Origin of the sequence: Sporosarcina sp. FSL K6-1508 (assembly GCF_038007465.1) — a bacterium.
Lineage (GTDB): Bacteria > Bacillota > Bacilli > Bacillales_A > Planococcaceae > Sporosarcina > Sporosarcina psychrophila_B.
On record NZ_JBBOXF010000001.1, the window covers coordinates 2,012,181 to 2,030,404 of the forward strand.

An 18,224-nucleotide genomic window follows, 5' to 3' on the forward strand; every position below is an offset into this window, starting at 1 on the left:
GAGAGAAGTGTAGCAATTACAGTTTCGTCGCACAAAAAAACGGATTAGCACAAGTGAATGTGCTAATCCGTTTCAGTTTTAGTTATGCAACTGGTCCGCCTTTACGTAAAATATCTTCAGAAACTGTACCGAATTTCTTGAAGTTTTCACGGAACATGTTTGCCAATTCGTTTGCTTTTACATCGTAAGCATCACCGTCTGCCCATGCATTGCGCGGGTTCAACACTTCTGTTGGAACGCCTTCAATGGATGTTGGCATTTCAAGGCCGAATACGCCGTTCGTTTCTGTTTCAATATCGTTCAATTTACCTGCAAGTGCTGCGCGTACCATTGCACGTGTATATTTGAGATCCATACGTTTACCGACGCCATAGACGCCGCCAGTCCAGCCTGTGTTAACAAGGAAGACCTGTGCACCATGCTCATCGATTTTCTTCCCGAGCATCTCAGCGTATACTGTCGCTGGAAGTGGAAGGAAAGGTGATCCGAAACAAGTTGAGAAAGTGGCTTCAGGTGAAGTGACTCCGCGCTCAGTTCCAGCAAGTTTAGAAGTGAAACCGCTTAGGAAGTGATACATCGCCTGCTCTTTCGTTAACTTAGAAATTGGAGGCAGTACGCCGAATGCATCTGCCGTCAAGAAAATGATTGTTTTCGGATGACCTGCTACAGAAGGATCGACGATATTATCGATTGCCTGAATCGGATATGCTGCACGTGTGTTTTCTGTCAATGTGCCATCGTCATAATCGGGAATGCGCGTATCGGGATCAACGACAACGTTTTCTAAAACGGATCCGAAACGAATTGCGCCGAAAATTTCAGGTTCTTTTTCTTGAGATAAATTAATACATTTTGCATAGCAGCCGCCTTCGATATTGAATACACCAGTATCAGACCAGCCATGTTCATCGTCGCCGACCAATTTACGGTTAGCATCTGCAGAAAGCGTTGTTTTGCCTGTTCCAGAGAGACCAAAGAATAATGCAACATCTCCATCTTCCCCGACGTTTGCAGAACAGTGCATCGGCATGATATCTTGTTCAGGAAGTAAGTAGTTCATAATAGAGAAGATTGACTTTTTCATTTCGCCGGCATATTCAGTTCCGCCGATAAGAACAATACGTTTTTCCATTGAGACAATAATGAATGTCTCAGAATTCGTGCCGTCTATTGCAGGATTCGCTTTAAATGAAGGAGCCGATACGATTGTAAATTGTGCTTCGTGTGTTGCTAGCTCTTCTTCTGTCGGACGGATAAACAGCTGGTGAACAAACAGGTTATGCCATGCAAATTCATTCACGACGCGTATGGAAAGACGTGAAGCAGGATCTGCACCAGCGAAACCGTTAAAGACGAACAGCTCATCTTTTGTTTTCAAATGATTAATCACTTTATTATATAGTGAATCGAAGTTTTGGGAAGAGATTGGACGATTGACGCTGCCCCAATCGATTTTGTCTTTGGAGGACGCTTCCTCGACAATATATTTATCTTTAGGAGAACGACCTGTATACTTTCCTGTCTGAGCCGTAACTGCTCCATCTGAAGTCAGTTGGGCTTCACCTCGTGAGATCGCTTTTTCAACAAGCTGTGGAACTGAAAGTTGAACTTTTACATTTTCACCAGAAAGAAGTTTGTTAAGGTCGTCGCTAATTTTCGCAGATATCATAATTATGTACCGTCCTTTGCGTATAGTCCCATATAATTGGGTGTCATCACATTTCTTAAATAGTATAACACATTAAGAATAATAAACTATACTAATTCAAACCTCAAGCATTTAGTTGCAAATTAGGCAAAAAGATTTGACATGCACGAAGTTATTTCGTAGCATATATAGTTGAACGGATACTCTTATCCCGAGCTGGTGGAGGGGTCAGGCCCTATGAAACCCGGCAACCTGCAATGACAATTGGTCTGCGCGAAGGTGCCAAACCTGTAGCAAGGCACAGTCCTTGTATGATAAGAGTGAAAGGTGCTTTTGAAATCATGCCTTTCCTCATGTATTATTACGTGAGCGAAGGGCTTTTTATATGATATCGCCCTTAATCCTCGTGTATAGAGCTCGAAATGGCTTGTAGTCTATTCCACATATGGAAAGACTCTACATGGGACATATGAGTACCGTATCAATCTCGTAGGATATAAGGAGGAAACGAAATGACTAACCGCCGACTATTTACTTCAGAATCGGTAACTGAAGGGCATCCAGACAAAATGTGCGACCAAATTTCGGACGCGATTCTAGACGCGATTCTAGAAGAGGATCCGAATGCACGCGTTGCATGTGAAACGACAATCACAACAGGCCTAGTCCTTGTTGCTGGAGAAATTACAACATCCACATATGTTGATATTCCAAAAGTTGTTCGGGAAACTGTTAAAGGAATTGGTTATGTGCGTGCCAAATACGGTTTTGATTGGGAAACATCTGCAGTCCTAACTGCCATTGACGAACAATCTGCCGATATTGCTGCGGGCGTGGACCAAGCACTTGAAGCGCGAGAAGGTTCAATGACAGAGGACGAACTTGAAGATATTGGAGCAGGTGACCAAGGCCTGATGTTCGGTTACGCATGTAATGAAACACCCGAACTGATGCCGTTACCTATCAGTTTAGCGCATAAACTTTCACGTCGTCTTGCAGAAGTACGTAAAGACGAAACGCTTACGTACTTGCGTCCGGATGGTAAAACGCAAGTGACGATTGAATATGATGAAACGAATACGCCCGTACGAATCGATACAATTGTTATTTCAGCACAGCATCACCCAGAAACGACTCTTGAACAAATTCAGCGTGATATTAAGGAATACGTCATTAATCCGGTTGTACCAGAAAATCTGATTGATGAAGACACGAAGTACTTTATTAACCCGACTGGCCGTTTCGTAATAGGGGGCCCTCAAGGGGATGCGGGTCTTACAGGTCGCAAGATTATTGTTGACACATATGGCGGTTATGCCCGTCATGGAGGCGGTGCATTTTCTGGGAAAGATGCGACGAAAGTCGACCGTTCTGCTTCTTACGCGGCTCGTTATGTTGCGAAGAACATCGTCGCTGCAGGACTTGCAGACCGTTGTGAAGTCCAACTTGCTTATGCAATCGGTGTCGCTCAACCCGTTTCGATTTCTATTGATACATTTGGGACAGGTACTGTCGAAGAAAGTAAACTTGTTGAGCTAACGCGTGGACTGTTTGACCTTCGTCCAGCTGGCATCATCAAAATGCTAGACCTACGCCGTCCAATTTATAAACAAACAGCTGCATACGGTCACTTCGGTCGCACAGACATTGATTTGCCGTGGGAACAGACAGATAGAGCTGCTGCATTGAAAGAACAAGCGGGACAATAAGTTAGTATAAACGCTGGAAGCGAGGGAATTTGCCTTGTCTTTCAGCGTCTTTTTGTTAGAAGCAGTTTTTATAAGATTACTTTGTTTGGTGCAAATAATTGATGCACTGTCATTCTAAATATTAGTGAATAAAAGATTTCCTTCAAACCCAATTCGGCGCTAGGGGATGCCTACACCCAGTTTATATAGCGTATTCTATACTTTAATTTATATAATTAATGAAACATTATGAATTTGATTGTATATTATATATGTTGAATTAAAGAAGCCCATTGAATCTGTTGTGGCGCTCACCAATGAGAGAGTTGTAATTCAAGGCGTGGATTGTAGAACGCTTGGCGGCAAAGGGGAAGCCTTTCGCCATAAGCCTGGATTAGCGGCTTCGCATCCAGTCTTACGGCTTCGGCGACGCCTTTGCCGCGCCTGCGCTAGAGTGTTCATTATTGAGAGAAATGTGATTTTGAGATGTATATTCCGAGATTATAAGGTGATTACTATTCGATACTATATATTGAAATAAAGAATTTCATTGAACCGCTACGGCGCTAGGGGTAGCCTCCCGCCATAAGCGAGGGTACTGAAAAAGTACGATTTCCTTCAATCCCGTTGATTTCCTTTCCGAGCGGACGCTTTCCGCGGGCACGGCTTCAGCCTCCTCGTCACTACGTTCCTGCGGGGTCTTCAGCTCGCGCTGTTCCCGCTGGAGTCGCCGCTCTCCACTACAATCAACTAGGTCTTTACAAAAAAAGAACTTTTTCAGTGGCTTCCCCTAAGCCAAGCAGCTTCACCGCCAGTCTTATGGCTTCGGCTACCCGGTGTCCAGTTACTGACACAATTCACGTCCTTCGAATTGTGACAGCAACTGGCATCGAATAGGCGCCTTCGCTCAGTTTTTACACCGGATTCATTTGTTCAACATCACTAGTGTTGCATTAAAATATATTCAATATAAAAAGTTCCCGAAATGTTCACTAACTTTATTTTCTGCATAAAAAAATTCCTTTATAATGGATAAAGTCAGGTGGTAACCCGTCCAAATCCACTAAAAAAGGAACTACTCATGGACAAGATTACACGAAAAACTTCATTTGGACAATGGTTTTCACCTATTAATATTCAATTAGTTGAAGAAAACGTGAAAACAATGAGATTAGATGCTTATACGAAGAAACTTACGACAGATTCATTCTTAAAATTACTGCTTTTTGCACAGCTTCATGAAACGGAAAGTCTGCACGCGCTGAGTGATTGTCTTTTTAATAAACATCTTCAAGTCAGCACAAACCTTGATTCTATAAGCGTTTCTCAATTATCCCGCAGGCTCAATGGAATGAATCCCGTGCTATTTCAACAACTTTTTCTTGATTTAGTCGCGCAAATTCATCAAAAAACAAATTATGCCAAAATCACTATGCCTTTAAAAATCATTGATTCGAGCACATTGCCACTCAATTTAACCAATCACCGATGGGCTAAATTCCGCAAAACGAAAGCTGGGGTAAAGCTTCATTTACGTCTTGTGTTTATGGAAAAAGGAACGTCCTATCCTGAAAAAGCTGTGCTTACAACAGCGAATGAACATGATCGTAATCAGCTTGAAGTCATGGTTGATGACAAGGAATGCATGTATGTTTTCGACCGTGGATATTTAGATTACGAACGTTTCGATCGCATGACAGATGACGGCTACTTTTTCTTATCCAGACTACGTAAAAATGCAGTAATCCATGAATGTGAAGACTTCCAATTGCCAGAAGGCACAACGGTATTATCGGATCAAGCGGTGTTGATTGGTACAACTCAAAATCGTGCTGAAAACATCTTTCGCTTACTCAAAGTAATAGACTCGAAAGGGAATGAACTACAACTCATCACCAATCGGTTTGACCTGAGTGCAGACGAAATCTCCGAGATGTACAAATCACGCTGGGCAATTGAACTGTTTTTTAAATGGATCAAACAACATTTGAACATCAAAAAGTTCTATGGTCAAAGCGAATGGGCCATTCATAATCAGGTATATATCGCACTCATCGTATATTGCTTGAATGTGTTGGTGCAAATAAAGACACGGAGTAAACATAAAATCTTGAAAATTAGTCGCTATTTAAAGGCTTCTCTTTGGAAACCTGCACATATTTGGATTCGTAAAATCAAAGGGACAGCAGTCCCGTAACAACTAAACTGTCGTTGCCGCAAATGTCTAATTGTAAATAAAAACCAAATGGACGGACCACCTTTATTGGAGTGTATATCTTTTTGGCTCATCGCCGTAAAAATAAATAGTAAGAATTTTAAATCATTATTTATGCAACACTAGTGGTTCAACATATATAATTATAGTCAAGAAAGACGCACTCTGGGTTGCAGATTTCATCACAGCTAATGAAATACACTTTCTCAAATAGACCGTCCAGCGAAGGCGCGACTTCGTGGTAGCCGGAGCGATAAGACTGAAAGTGCTCTCCTTTCCGGCTTATCGCGGGAGGCATCCACAAAGCACCGAAGCGGCATTAGCAGGAATTCTAATTCATTCCTCCTGTATTGGGACATTCGTTGATCACATTCAATCGATTTATGGCACTCCGGGTTGTAGGCCTCACCCCCGAAAACGAAATGCGATTTCTCGATATAGACCATCCAGCGAAGGCGCGACTTCGTGGTAGCCGGAGCGATAAGACTGAAAGTGTTCTCCTTTCTGGCTTATCGCGGAAGGCATCCACAAAGCGCCGAAGTGATATTAGCAGGATATCTAATTCATTCCTCCTGTATTGGGACATTTGTTGATCACATTCGCTCGATTTATGGCCCTCCAGGTTGTAGGTCCCATCCCCGAAAAACGAAATACACTTTCTCAAATAGACCATCCAGCGAAGGCGCGACTTCGTGGTAGCCGGAGCGATAAGACTGAAAGTGGTCTTCTTTCTGGCTTATCGCGGGAGGCATCCACAAAGCGCCGAAGCGATATTAGAAGGATTTCTAATTCATTCCTCCTGTATTGGGACATTCGTTGATCACATTCGATCGATTTATGTCACTCCAGGTTGTAGGTCCCATCCTCGAAAATGAAATGCGCTTTCTCAAATAGACCATCCACAAAGCGGCGAAGCGGTATTAGCAGGAACTCTAATCAATTCCAAGTATTAGATCTTTTTCAGTGGCCTCCCAAAAGCCCTTGTAAAGCGCATACGCCGTATTCATTTATTCAATATATACTACAAGAGTTGGTGAAGATACCGTATAACTTTGAATTACTGGTTTTTGGCTCAGGGCTCTATGCTTTTTTTATAAAGCATCAAAAAATCGTATTCGACGGCTTATGAAATTATGAAGGAATACGAAAGGGGATCTTTATGCGTAAAGGAATAATAAGACCATTAGTTATCTGCTTATTTAAACATGAAGACGCTATTCTTGTTTTTGAAGGTCATGATTTAGTAAAGGGGGATAACTTTTACCGTCCAATTGGTGGGGGAATTGAATATGGTGAAACAAGCGCTGAAGCCTTAATAAGAGAAGTCAGAGAAGAAATTGGAGCCGAAATCAAAAACATAAAATATTTGGGGACGATTGAAAATATTTTTACTTTTAACGGAAATGTAGGTCATGAAATTGTTATGGTTTATGATGCCGCTTTTATCGACACGTCGTTTTACGGCAAAGATTCTTTTGAGGGACAAGAAGATGACGGGACACTAATAAAATTAATTTGGAAACCTTTGAGTGAATTTCAAAATGGGAATTTAAGACTTGTTCCTGAAACGCTACCAGAGTTAATTCAAAAGTACTGTTAGAGGTAATCATCTTCTAAGAATGGATTAAGAGGCCTGACAATCCAAGCTTGTTTCTTTATTGATAAGGGGGTATTTTATTGTTGATAAGCAAAGTAATAATTTACAGCAGTGTGATAGATGAAATGAAACAGTTTTATGTCAATGAACTTGGATTTGAATTGATAAATAGTAAAGAAAGTAGTTTTAAAATTAAAGTGGGAGATAGCGAATTAGAATTTCAAAATGATCCAGCTAATCGAAACCCGTTCTACCATTTTGCCTTTAATATTCCTTCGAACCAATTTAAAGAGGCGAAGAATTGGGCAAAAACAAAAGTGGCCTTAAATACAGAAGAAGGTTCGGATGAAGTTTATTTTAAACAGTCAGATGCTTATTCATTTTACTTTTTAGACCCATCTGATAATATCGTAGAATTTATATCGAGACAATCTCTATCGCCGAAAAGTAACGACATATTTTCCGCCATCAGTATTTTAAATATTAGTGAAATAAATATCACAACCCATGATGTTTTATCATGTGGCAATCAATTAATTGATTTCGGTATTCCTGTAAGAGATGAGAATTCATTGGAAGAGAGTTTTAACTTCATGGGAAGCAAAGGAGCATTTTTGCTTTTGGGAAGTGAAAAACGAAAATCGTTCTTTTCAGATAAAGAAGCGAAAATACACCCGCTTTCTATAGAAATTGACAAAGTTAAAATAATTTCAATGGATGAGCTAGGAAATATTAAATTAGGTCTATTATAATAAAGTCGTAAAAGATAAAAACGTTCATCCGTTTCATCCGCTTCGGCGCTTTGGGGAGGCCTTCCGCCATAACCCTGACTGCTTCGCCATCAGTCTTATGGCTCCGGCTACCCCTGGTTAGGCGCCTACGCTCAGTTTATGCATGTATTTAATTCATATGATCATTTTTTATAGCATTTAATGAAAGAGGGTCTTGTTTGAAGCCTATTTTACTTCAATATAGTCTTTTTTTTATTTTTTATAATTTCTGTACCAATCAAACCTATTAGTAAAATGATAATCGAAATGATACTGTAGTCTTTAAAAAAGTTGATAAACGGGATATCAAGAAATCTGAACACCATCGTAATAATTCGCCCTGCTAATAACACCATTCCAATTACAAGCATCCAATTAAATACTTTCTCTAAAAAAATCATTGTACTATCCTATAGCCCCTTGTATTATATTTGCTGTAACTTTGACATGAAGCATTTTTCTATCGACTAATGGCTTCCTTATTTTTGGAGACTTTTATAATACTGTCCTTTTTCCGCATATTCGCGCACAATCCGTTCCATATCCGCACGGTCGTCGTCATTTAACTCCCGCACCACTTTTGCTGGCGAACCGAGTGCAAGTGTATTCGGCGGAATCTTCTTCCCTGGCGTAACGAGACTGCCAGCACCGATAAACGCTCCTTCTCCGATTTCAGCACCGTCCAATATAATTGATCCCATTCCGATAAGCGCACCTTTTTTCACTGTACAACTATGTAAGGTTACTTGATGTCCGATTGTCACTTCGTCTTCAAGGATAAGCGGGAACTGTGGGCTCTGATGAAGGCAGCACAAGTCTTGAATGTTTACTTTACGTCCTATGATTGTTGGTGATACATCTCCGCGAATCACTGTATTGAACCAAATTGTAGATTCTGGCCCAATTGTTACATCCCCTGAGATTGTTGTATAGTCCCCTATAAATACAGACGGATCAATTACTGGTGTTTTGTCTTTATATGGATAGATCATAGCGTTCTCCTCTTTTCTTTATGTAGTGTATAATTACCTTAACAAAGATTAGGTTTTTATTATAGACAAATGGGGAAATATATATAGAAAAAGAACTGCGAGATAAGGGGAAGATGACCATGTGGAAATGGGAAGCGGAAGGACAGCCGAAAGCTGTTGTGGCCATCGTTCATAATGTGTACGAACATCATAGTAGATATGCATGGCTCATTCAGAAACTGCGAAATAGCGGTTTCCATGTTGTGACAGGTGATTTGCCTGGGCATGGAGCGGAGGGCACTAGTGAAATTCATGATGAGCAATTTAATACATACATCAAATATGTGGATAAATTAATAGCAGTTGGCCTGGATGATAATTTGCCACTCTTCATCTTAGGACACGGCGTTGGGGCTACAATCGTTATGCGCCTTCTACAACGAAAGAAAATTGAGTGTGCGGGAGCTATTTTCAGTTCACCGTGGTTGACACTTCGTCATGTGCCGCCCAAGTATTCGAATATGCTGTCAAAGTTTTCATCTTCTATGAAGTTGGATCATGAGGTTAGTATAGAGCTTTTGACACGAAATACGGATTTATATGAAGAAGCTAGGCAAGATGACTATTACAGACCGGTCAGCACTGTAACTTGGTACAGGGATCTGCAATCGTTCATGAAATTGGTGGCCCAGCACGAGGGCAGTATTTTTGATATACCTGTACTGATGCATAGTGCAGAAGATGACAAAATCACAGAACTCTCAGTTGCGAAAAGATGGTTTATCCGTCAAGACCTTTCTGAATTTCAATATAAACAATGGAAGCGGCTTTATCATGACATCTACCAAGAACCGGAGCGCGAAGAAGTGTATAAGTATACGGAGTCGTTTATGGATAATGTGTTGAGATCTCTTGGATATGTTGTGTGAGAAACGTCAGTGAACTGACGTTTTTTTCTTTTGGACTGAATTCAAAACTAAAAGAAGATAGAATAGATATATGACTAAAAATGAAGGGGTGTTTGTTATGACAACAATTGGATTTGTACGTCATGGAGTTACTGCGTGGAATAAAGAAGGAAGGGCGCAAGGAAGTTCAGATATCCCGCTCGACGAGGAAGGAATTGAAATGGCCAACCGTGTAGCGAAAAGGCTTATCGATGAACAATGGGATATCATTTACACAAGCCCTTTAATCAGAGCTGCAAAGACGGCTGAAATCATTGCGGAAAGTAAGCCGGGGATTCCACTTTTAGCTGATAATCGCTTGCGAGAATCGGGTGGGGGCCTAATTGAAGGAATGACGGAAGCGGAACGTGTTGAAAAGTGGGGATATGCATGGAGAAAGTTGGATCTTGGTCTGGAACAACATGCCGAAGTTGTATCGCGCGGACTTGATTTCATTGAGGAAATGACTGAGCAGTATCCTGGGAAAAGAATTTTGGTCGTCAGCCATGGAGGATTCATCGGCCGGCTTATTAAAGAACTTGTGCCATATGGGGATTTAGAGCAAAACCTCGAAAATACATCACTTACAATCGTTGAGCTTCAGAAAGAAAGAAATCTATGCCATTTATTTAACTGTACAAAACACTTACAATTGATTGATGACCATCGTTAAAGTAGCTATAAACTATATCAAAGTTTACGTATTACCGTCTTCCATTTATATGGAGGGCGGTTTATTTATATGAAAACCTGTAATATTGCATCTTGCATTTTATTTTATTCTAAATATTCTTTCTTATTATAGTCTAATAGACTATAATAGTTTAAATGACCTTATCCTACTAAAGTTTGTAAGTGAGATAGAGTTGTTGAACAAGAGGGGGTAAGCCATATGAAGTCAATTAAAGCAAAAATCATTGTAAGTGTTATTACCTTATTTATCATTATCCTGACAGTGGTAAATTTGTTTGTTAATCTTCAAATGCAAAAACAAACAGAAAGTGTCCTCACTCATCAAAGTGAAGTTGCGGTAAAAGAAATGAGTCGATCAATTGAAAATTATATGTTGCAATATGAAAAAACGTTATACTTGCTTACCGAAAATCCAGCAGTCACATCCTTTATAGAGACACAGTATGGAAAGGAAAATGATAGTGAATTGAACCGTGGAATTGAAAAAGCGTTTACTAATTACATGGAACAATTGACAGACACGGATTTAATGTATTTTGCATTTGAAAACAAATACACGAAATTTGTACCCCACCTCGTTATCGATGGATTTGATCCGACTACTCGTGTGTGGTATACAGCAGCAAGTGATCAACCGGACAAAGTCGTTTGGTCCGATCCATATGTCGATGCGGCGTCAGGCGGATATGTCATTACGGCATCTAAGGCGATGAAACAGAATAATTCACTTATCGGTGTTATTGGCGTAGACATTAGTTTGGGGAATATAACAGATAGTGTTTCCAAAAGTGAATTCGGATTTGAAGGCTATCCGTTCTTATTTGACAAAAATGGTGGTGCAATTGTTCATCCTAACTTACTGACAGAAGAAGAGGAATTGGCAGATTTGTCTTATATGACGGCATTGTTTGGTGATGGAAAAACTGAAGGAATCGGAAAATATAATGAAGAACAGGAAAAAATGGTCGGCGTCTTTACGGAAGTTCCACATTTCGGTTGGACAGTCGGTGCCGCATTCAATCAAGATGCAATCGATGGTTCTGTAAGTCAAATTAGGAATTTAATCATCATGATTTTCATACTGGCAGGAATCATCATGATAATTGTTCTCTGGTACTTAATTTCAAAAATCGTTAGTCCTCTTGGTGAGATTCGTTCAGCGATGGACAGAGTGGCAGAAGGAGATCTAAACTCTTATGCGAATGTGAAGTCAAAAGATGAATTCGGTCAACTGGCAACCAATTTCAACTTTATGACAGGCAAAGTCCGAGAAGTTATCACGATGGTTAACAAGTCAGTGGAAGAGGTCCGGCTATCTGCAGAAGGTTTGAGCGCTTCTGCGGAAGAGACAAATGCTGTTAGTGAACAGATGGCTGGTGCCATCGACGACATCGCTTCTGGCGCTACAAAATCTGCGCAAGATACAGAAGATGTGACGAAAACCGTTGATTATTTAAGTGAACAAATTATAGGGATACAAGAAAAAGCGGGCGTTATGACTGACATTGCGACCGAAGCGGAAGAGGTCAATAAAAGTGGGCTTAGCCAAGTTAATCAGCTTCAATCATCGTTCGATGGTTGGAAGACAAACTTGCAATCGATGGCGAATGTCGTTGGTGATTTGGAATCAAAAGTTGGCGCGATCGGGGTTGTAATGGAAACAATCACTCAAATTTCCACACAGACGAACTTGCTGGCACTCAATGCGAGCATTGAGGCGGCGCGTGCAGGTGAACATGGTAAAGGATTCGCAGTTGTCGCTGATGAAGTTCGTAAGCTCGCTGAACAATCTGCACGTGCAACAGAGGAAGTAAAAGTGACAGTTCAAGAACTTCAAAACGGCTCTCGTCAAGTTTCCATTCAAATGCGAGAAACCGGGGAGACATTCGAGGAACAAGGAAAAGTCGTACAAGCAACACAAATTACGTTCGGAGACATTTCAGGACTCATGGACAAGTTGGAACAATCGATCGGTAGTGTCTATGAAGAAGTAAATAAAGTCGTCGAACATAAAGAAACGGTCATGCAGACGATTGAAACGATGGCGGCGACAGCTGAGGAAACAGCTGCAGCAAGCGAAGAAATCAGTGCATCAACAGACGAACAGTTACATGCAATCCGCGCAGTAGCCCAAGCCGCGGACGCCCTGTCTGGACTAAGCGATGATCTGCACACAGCCATTAGCCATTTCAAAATTTAATAAGAGTTCGTTTTTTGTAAATGGCTCCAGATAACGTTCGGAAGTATAAATAAGGCAATTACCGTTTAAATTGCTGTCTTAATTAGCATCGCATTTTGCGGTGCTTTTCTTTTTTTGTAGGCTGTTTTCATATAGAGCATTGCTTTCCTAACCATACTAAAAATAACTTGATAGACTGCAATTTCAGAGCAAATGGTTTTATTTTACACTATCAAACAAGGTTTTTTCTGAAAAGCTAGATGATATAACAAAACTGCTCAAAACCATTCATGAAGCAAGAACGGGGCATGTTAGGGGAGATGTCTAATCCTTTCTATTCACTTAGCATATAACCGATTACTTTGTTTGTATTTGTATCGATTAGTATTAAAGGAGTACCAACTACGACATTCTCTTTATCTTCAAAGGACACGGATAAAGCTTCTTCTGCTTCATGAGTGTCATCTAACAATTCATAGTTGTTTTCGACAACGACTTTTGTTACTTTTGCACTTTGCCAATTCTCTTTTGCGGTATCGTTCCAACCTTTATCTACAACGAAGTCCCAAGCGATTTTTCTTACCTCATCATAACTATCTTTTTCGGTGTTATTTTCTGCATTTTGAATATCGGAACAACCAACGACTAAAAAAGTTGATAATATAGTTAGTGCAAGGTATAAAACTACCTTTCTCATGTAATATTTATAACCCCTTTTCTTAGTATGTATGTTGAATTAAAAAATTCCGTTGAATCCGCTGTGGCGCTCACTAATGAGAGAGTTGTAATTCGGGGAGAGGATTGCAGAACGCTTGGCGCTTTTGGGATGCCTCCCGCCATAAGCGAGGGGACTGAAAAAGTACGATTTCCTTCAATCCCGTTGATATCCGTTCCGAGCGGACGCTTTCCACGGGCACGGCTTCAGCCAATCGAACTACGAAGGGTTCGATTGGCCTTAATTTCTGTGTTCTTTGCAGAAATTAAGGCATTCTTGCCCCGTGCTCCCAACGCTAGCATTCTTGCCCCGTGCTCCCAACGCTAGCGCTTTTGCTCGCAAAAGCCGTTCTTCGTAACGGCTCTTCCTGCGGGGTCTTCAGCTAAGGAAGAATGAACTTTCTCTTCCCATCTTTGTTTTCTGTTCCCGCTGGAGTCACCGCTCTCCACTACAATCAACTAGTTCTTACAAAAAAAGAACTTTTTCAGTGGCTTCCCATAAGCCAAGCAGCTTCGCCGCCAGTCTTATGGCTTCGGCTAACCACTGTCCAGTTACTGACACAATTAACGTCCTACGAATTGTGTCAGCAACTGGCACCGAATAGGCGCCTATACTCAGTTTATACACCGGATTCAATAGTTCAACATATAGATTTATAGTGAAGAAAGACGCACTCCGGGTTGCAGATTTCATCACAGATAACGATATGCGCTTTCTCAAATAGCCCATCCAGCGAAGGCGCGACTTCGTGGTAGCCGGAGCGATAAGAGCAAGGAGGGATGCAATTCAATCCCTCCCAAGTGCTCTCCTTTCTGGCTTATCGCGGGAGGCATCCACAAAGCGCCGAAGCGATATTAGCAGGATATTTAATTCATTACTCCTGTATTGGGACACTCGTTGATCACATTCAATTGATTTATGGTACTCCAGGTTGTAGGTCTCACCCCCGAAAACGAAAAGCTCTTCCTCACATAGACCATCCAGCGAAGGCGCGTCTTCGTGGTAGCCGGAGCGATAAGAGCAAGGAGGGATGCAGCTCAATCCCTCCCAAGTGCTCTCCTTTCTGGCTTATCGCGAGAGGCATCCATAAAGCGTTGAAGCGGTATTAGAAGGATGACTAATTCATTCATCATGTATTGGAACATTCATTTATCACTTTCAATCTATTTATGGCACTCCAGTTTGTAGGTCCCATCCCCGAAAACGAAATGCGCTTTCACAAATAGTCCATCCAGCGCAGGCGCGATCTCGTGATAGCCGGAGTTATAATTCGTTCCAAGTATTAGGAGTTTTTCAGTCTTCTCTCAAAAGCCCTTGTAAAGCGTATATACCAAATTCAATTGTTCAACATATATAGACGGTAAAGATCCATTTTAGTTTCAGACTTATCACTCGTCTATTTACATTAGTTTATACAATCACATTATCAAAAATTCGATAATTATAATATAGACGAATTAACATGATTATTAAGAGCGATTTACTAATTAATTGGTAATGATTAACTCTTCCTGTATATAATAAAGGAAAATCGTTTATCTCAATATACTAGCAGAGCAGGCTGATATTTTAGTACACGTTAAGAAAAGTAAGTCTGATTTTGGACATATGTAAAAAAAAGTAATTCGACTGTTGTATTGGTAGTGGGTATATTAGCCCTGATGAAACCTTTCATCGGAATAATTCTCGGAGTAATTGGGAAATTTTTATCCTCTAAAAGTATGGTAGAAATTAATAATACAAATAAGAATAAATGAGAATCGGCTGTATAGGGAAAAGTTTGTATTCTTGTAGAGATCTGCCTTCATATTATTATAATTTTGTCACTAGTGTTGCATTAAAATATATTCAATATAAAAAGTTCCCGAAATGTTCACTAACTTTATTTTCTGCATAAAAAAATTCCTTTATAATGGATAAAGTCAGGTGGTAACCCGTCCAAATCCACTAAAAAAGGAACTACTCATGGACAAGATTACACGAAAAACTTCATTTGGACAATGGTTTTCACCTATTAATATTCAATTAGTTGAAGAAAACGTGAAAACAATGAGATTAGATGCTTATACGAAGAAACTTACGACAGATTCATTCTTAAAATTACTGCTTTTTGCACAGCTTCATGAAACGGAAAGTCTGCACGCGCTGAGTGATTGTCTTTTTAATAAACATCTTCAAGTCAGCACAAACCTTGATTCTATAAGCGTTTCTCAATTATCCCGCAGGCTCAATGGAATGAATCCCGTGCTATTTCAACAACTTTTTCTTGATTTAGTCGCGCAAATTCATCAAAAAACAAATTATGCCAAAATCACTATGCCTTTAAAAATCATTGATTCGAGCACATTGCCACTCAATTTAACCAATCACCGATGGGCTAAATTCCGCAAAACGAAAGCTGGGGTAAAGCTTCATTTACGTCTTGTGTTTATGGAAAAAGGAACGTCCTATCCTGAAAAAGCCGTGCTTACAACAGCGAATGAACATGATCGTAATCAGCTTGAAGTCATGGTTGATGACAAGGAATGCATGTATGTTTTCGACCGTGGATATTTAGATTACGAACGTTTCGATCGCATGACAGATGACGGCTACTTTTTCTTATCCAGACTACGTAAAAATGCAGTAATCCATGAATGTGAAGACTTCCAATTGCCAGAAGGCACAACGGTATTATCGGATCAAGCGGTGTTGATTGGTACAACTCAAAATCGTGCTGAAAACATCTTTCGCTTACTCAAAGTAATAGACTCGAAAGGGAATGAACTACAACTCATCACCAATCGGTTTGACCTGAGTGCAGACGAAATCTCCGAGATGTACAAATCACGCTGGGCAATTGAACTGTTTTTTAAATGGATCAAACAACATTTGAACATCAAAAAGTTCTATGGTCAAAGCGAATGGGCCATTCATAATCAGGTATATATCGCACTCATCGTATATTGCTTGAATGTGTTGGTGCAAATAAAGACACGGAGTAAACATAAAATCTTGAAAATTAGTCGCTATTTAAAGGCTTCTCTTTGGAAACCTGCACATATTTGGATTCGTAAAATCAAAGGGACAGCAGTCCCGTAACAACTAAACTGTCGTTGCCGCAAATGTCTAATTGTAAATAAAAACCAAATGGACGGACCACCTTTATTGGAGTGTATATCTTTTTGGCTCAACGCCGTAAAAATAAATAGTAAGAATTTTAAATCATTTTTTTATGCAACACTAGTGTAATTTTGTTTATAATTTTATTATTTATAGCATTTAGTTCTGCGACTATTGATTTACAATGATTACACCAGCAAGGGCTTAACTGAAACGGTGGCAATGTTTTTCAAATTTCATGATAATAAGTAGTATGTCTTGCTACAGCTTTGTTTTAAAGCATCCAAAACATAGAAGAACGCCATTCATTTAAAAAGAACTTATAAGTTGGGCAGGAATCTGGGATTAAGAATAGAATATAAAGCATAGTAGTTTATAAAAGACTAATAACGCTATGTAAGTAACTAATATAACTATACAGTCCGGAGGTTATGGGATGAAAGAAGGCACTAAAAGTGAACTCATTTCATGGATACAATCGGTTGCAATTGCATTTGTTATTGCGATTGTCATACGCCAATTTTTGTTTACACCAGTCGTCGTATCCGGTCAGTCAATGCATCCTACTTTTGAAAATGATAATAAAATCGTCATTTCGAAAATTTACAAGATTGATCGTTTTGACATGATTGTTTTCCATGCACCGAATTCGGAAGATGACTTCATTAAGCGGGTAATCGGTCTTCCAGGGGATGTTGTCGAGATGAAAGATGACACGCTTTATATTAACGGTGAGGAATATGAGGAGGATTATATTCAGGGAAATAAAGATGAAATTTTTGAAGGCCAGAAGTTAACGCAGGACTTCAAAGTGGAGGTACCTGAAGGCTATTTGTACGTACTTGGGGATAACAGAAGAAATAGCACAGACAGCAGAATCATTGGTTTCATCGACGAAAAGTCGGTCGTTGGCTCAGTGAAGTTCAGATTCTATCCGTTTCGTGAAATCGGAATACCGAAGTGAAAACTCAGGCGAATCGGTCTTAGTCCATTGGAAGTGATGGTCTAGTTAGGTTGGAAAAACGACGTAAGCGAATAAAATGCAACCCACAGGCGCCAGTCAATGCAATTGAAAATGAAGTGAAAGAGGGACTAACATGACATTTCCAATTTTAGCTACACCACGACTTCGATTGACTGAAGTAGAAACATACCATGCGACCGCACTATTTGAAGTTTTTTCAAATCCCGAAGTAGTTAAGTATTATGGAATGGATCCGATGGACGAGCTGATTCAGGCCGAAAAAATAATTCAACATTTCAAGAAGAGTTATGAAATGAAAAAAGGAATTCGCTGGGCGATTACCTTGAAAAACGGGGACCAGTTTGTTGGCACAATTGGATTGAATAACTTGGCGTTAGGTATGAAAAAAGCTGAAGTCGGATTTGAAATTCATCCTAGCTTCTGGAGAAGTGGCATCACTTCTGAGGCATTGCGAGCCGTTTTGGATTATTCATTTGACGAACTTGGTTTGCACCGGATAGGGGCGGTCACTTTCCCTGCAAATGATGCATCTATCGGACTTTTAAAGAAAAATGGATTCATCGAAGAAGGCAAGTTGCGAAGTTATTTATTTCAAAGCGGACTTTCTCATGATGCAATGATTTTTTCAAAGCTAAATACTGACAGAAGTCCGAATAGTTGAGAAAGTTAACTAATAAAAGTTCTACTGAAACAAGGATAATGGTTTTTCTCTCG

General features: G+C 40.1%; 15 protein-coding genes and 1 riboswitch. Of the genes, 10 read left to right on the forward strand and 5 right to left on the reverse strand.

From position 1 onward, the window contains the following. Nucleotides 1–82: 82 nt before the first annotated feature. A complete protein-coding gene (pckA, locus tag MKZ11_RS10155; protein ID WP_340794316.1) occupies nucleotides 83–1,669 on the reverse strand; it encodes a phosphoenolpyruvate carboxykinase (ATP) in 1,587 nt (528 codons plus the stop codon). Between the two features lie 182 nt (nucleotides 1,670–1,851). Next, a riboswitch (SAM riboswitch) is annotated at nucleotides 1,852–1,969 on the forward strand. 191 nt (nucleotides 1,970–2,160) lie between these two features. Between pckA and metK the strand changes: the two genes are divergently transcribed. From metK to MKZ11_RS10175, 4 genes are all read left to right on the forward strand, one after another. Next, complete coding sequence (gene metK / locus MKZ11_RS10160) at nucleotides 2,161–3,357, forward strand: methionine adenosyltransferase (protein WP_340794318.1); 1,197 nt, start codon at nucleotides 2,161–2,163, stop codon at nucleotides 3,355–3,357. Between the two features lie 1,060 nt (nucleotides 3,358–4,417). Next, a complete protein-coding gene (locus tag MKZ11_RS10165; RefSeq protein ID WP_340792764.1) occupies nucleotides 4,418–5,533 on the forward strand; it encodes an IS4 family transposase in 1,116 nt (371 codons plus the stop codon). 1,177 nt (nucleotides 5,534–6,710) lie between these two features. Beyond that, the gene (locus tag MKZ11_RS10170; protein ID WP_340794320.1) at nucleotides 6,711–7,151 is read left to right on the forward strand and encodes an NUDIX hydrolase; all 441 of its coding nucleotides are present in this window, start codon (nucleotides 6,711–6,713) and stop codon (nucleotides 7,149–7,151) included. A gap of 77 nt (nucleotides 7,152–7,228) precedes the next feature. Beyond that, the gene (locus tag MKZ11_RS10175; RefSeq protein WP_340794322.1) at nucleotides 7,229–7,900 is read left to right on the forward strand and encodes a glyoxalase; all 672 of its coding nucleotides are present in this window, start codon (nucleotides 7,229–7,231) and stop codon (nucleotides 7,898–7,900) included. A gap of 209 nt (nucleotides 7,901–8,109) precedes the next feature. On the opposite strand, the gene MKZ11_RS10180 is transcribed toward MKZ11_RS10175, so the two are convergent. Both MKZ11_RS10180 and MKZ11_RS10185 read right to left on the reverse strand, forming a co-directional pair. Beyond that, a complete protein-coding gene (locus MKZ11_RS10180) occupies nucleotides 8,110–8,319 on the reverse strand; it encodes a hypothetical protein (RefSeq protein WP_340794324.1) in 210 nt (69 codons plus the stop codon). A gap of 78 nt (nucleotides 8,320–8,397) precedes the next feature. Then, nucleotides 8,398–8,910, reverse strand: a complete 513-nt coding sequence (locus MKZ11_RS10185) for a gamma carbonic anhydrase (protein ID WP_340794326.1) — start codon at nucleotides 8,908–8,910, stop codon at nucleotides 8,398–8,400. A gap of 119 nt (nucleotides 8,911–9,029) precedes the next feature. On the opposite strand from MKZ11_RS10185, the gene MKZ11_RS10190 reads away from it, so the two are divergent. The 3 genes from MKZ11_RS10190 to MKZ11_RS10200 all read left to right on the forward strand — a co-directional run bounded on the left by MKZ11_RS10190 (nucleotide 9,030) and on the right by MKZ11_RS10200 (nucleotide 12,729). Beyond that, nucleotides 9,030–9,818 carry an alpha/beta hydrolase gene (locus MKZ11_RS10190; RefSeq protein ID WP_340794328.1) on the forward strand — a complete coding sequence of 263 codons (789 nt, stop codon included), beginning with the start codon at nucleotides 9,030–9,032 and terminating at the stop codon, nucleotides 9,816–9,818. 97 nt (nucleotides 9,819–9,915) lie between these two features. After that, nucleotides 9,916–10,509: a histidine phosphatase family protein gene (locus tag MKZ11_RS10195; RefSeq protein WP_340794330.1), complete on the forward strand. Its 594-nt coding sequence runs from the start codon at nucleotides 9,916–9,918 to the stop codon at nucleotides 10,507–10,509. 219 nt (nucleotides 10,510–10,728) lie between these two features. After that, the gene (locus MKZ11_RS10200) at nucleotides 10,729–12,729 is read left to right on the forward strand and encodes a methyl-accepting chemotaxis protein (protein ID WP_340794332.1); all 2,001 of its coding nucleotides are present in this window, start codon (nucleotides 10,729–10,731) and stop codon (nucleotides 12,727–12,729) included. A 313-nt stretch (nucleotides 12,730–13,042) separates the two neighbouring features. Here MKZ11_RS10200 and MKZ11_RS10205 read toward each other — a convergent pair whose 3' ends face one another. Then, a complete protein-coding gene (locus tag MKZ11_RS10205; protein WP_340794334.1) occupies nucleotides 13,043–13,405 on the reverse strand; it encodes a hypothetical protein in 363 nt (120 codons plus the stop codon). A 483-nt stretch (nucleotides 13,406–13,888) separates the two neighbouring features. Further along, the gene (locus tag MKZ11_RS10210) at nucleotides 13,889–14,116 is read right to left on the reverse strand and encodes a hypothetical protein (RefSeq protein ID WP_340794337.1); all 228 of its coding nucleotides are present in this window, start codon (nucleotides 14,114–14,116) and stop codon (nucleotides 13,889–13,891) included. 1,272 nt (nucleotides 14,117–15,388) lie between these two features. On the opposite strand from MKZ11_RS10210, the gene MKZ11_RS10215 reads away from it, so the two are divergent. The 3 genes from MKZ11_RS10215 (at nucleotide 15,389) to MKZ11_RS10225 (ending at nucleotide 18,171) form a co-directional block, all read left to right on the forward strand. Continuing rightward, complete coding sequence (locus MKZ11_RS10215) at nucleotides 15,389–16,504, forward strand: IS4 family transposase (RefSeq protein ID WP_340792764.1); 1,116 nt, start codon at nucleotides 15,389–15,391, stop codon at nucleotides 16,502–16,504. Nucleotides 16,505–16,961: 457 nt separating this feature from the next. Beyond that, complete coding sequence (lepB, locus tag MKZ11_RS10220) at nucleotides 16,962–17,489, forward strand: signal peptidase I (RefSeq protein WP_340794338.1); 528 nt, start codon at nucleotides 16,962–16,964, stop codon at nucleotides 17,487–17,489. Between the two features lie 133 nt (nucleotides 17,490–17,622). Continuing rightward, a complete protein-coding gene (locus tag MKZ11_RS10225; protein ID WP_340794340.1) occupies nucleotides 17,623–18,171 on the forward strand; it encodes a GNAT family N-acetyltransferase in 549 nt (182 codons plus the stop codon). Nucleotides 18,172–18,224 lie beyond the last annotated feature (53 nt).

What these genes read in the sequence shown, in the direction of transcription:
- pckA (WP_340794316.1), bottom strand. Translation starts at nt 1,669, where the DNA reads ATGATATCTGCGAAAATTAGCGACGACCTTAACAAACTTCTTTCTGGT.
- metK (WP_340794318.1), top strand. Translation starts at nt 2,161, where the DNA reads ATGACTAACCGCCGACTATTTACTTCAGAATCGGTAACTGAAGGGCAT.
- MKZ11_RS10165 (WP_340792764.1), top strand. Translation starts at nt 4,418, where the DNA reads ATGGACAAGATTACACGAAAAACTTCATTTGGACAATGGTTTTCACCT.
- MKZ11_RS10170 (WP_340794320.1), top strand. Translation starts at nt 6,711, where the DNA reads ATGCGTAAAGGAATAATAAGACCATTAGTTATCTGCTTATTTAAACAT.
- MKZ11_RS10180 (WP_340794324.1), bottom strand. Translation starts at nt 8,319, where the DNA reads ATGATTTTTTTAGAGAAAGTATTTAATTGGATGCTTGTAATTGGAATG.
- MKZ11_RS10185 (WP_340794326.1), bottom strand. Translation starts at nt 8,910, where the DNA reads ATGATCTATCCATATAAAGACAAAACACCAGTAATTGATCCGTCTGTA.
- MKZ11_RS10190 (WP_340794328.1), top strand. Translation starts at nt 9,030, where the DNA reads ATGTGGAAATGGGAAGCGGAAGGACAGCCGAAAGCTGTTGTGGCCATC.
- MKZ11_RS10195 (WP_340794330.1), top strand. Translation starts at nt 9,916, where the DNA reads ATGACAACAATTGGATTTGTACGTCATGGAGTTACTGCGTGGAATAAA.
- MKZ11_RS10200 (WP_340794332.1), top strand. Translation starts at nt 10,729, where the DNA reads ATGAAGTCAATTAAAGCAAAAATCATTGTAAGTGTTATTACCTTATTT.
- MKZ11_RS10205 (WP_340794334.1), bottom strand. Translation starts at nt 13,405, where the DNA reads ATGAGAAAGGTAGTTTTATACCTTGCACTAACTATATTATCAACTTTT.
- MKZ11_RS10210 (WP_340794337.1), bottom strand. Translation starts at nt 14,116, where the DNA reads ATGAAATCTGCAACCCGGAGTGCGTCTTTCTTCACTATAAATCTATAT.
- MKZ11_RS10215 (WP_340792764.1), top strand. Translation starts at nt 15,389, where the DNA reads ATGGACAAGATTACACGAAAAACTTCATTTGGACAATGGTTTTCACCT.
- lepB (WP_340794338.1), top strand. Translation starts at nt 16,962, where the DNA reads ATGAAAGAAGGCACTAAAAGTGAACTCATTTCATGGATACAATCGGTT.
- MKZ11_RS10225 (WP_340794340.1), top strand. Translation starts at nt 17,623, where the DNA reads ATGACATTTCCAATTTTAGCTACACCACGACTTCGATTGACTGAAGTA.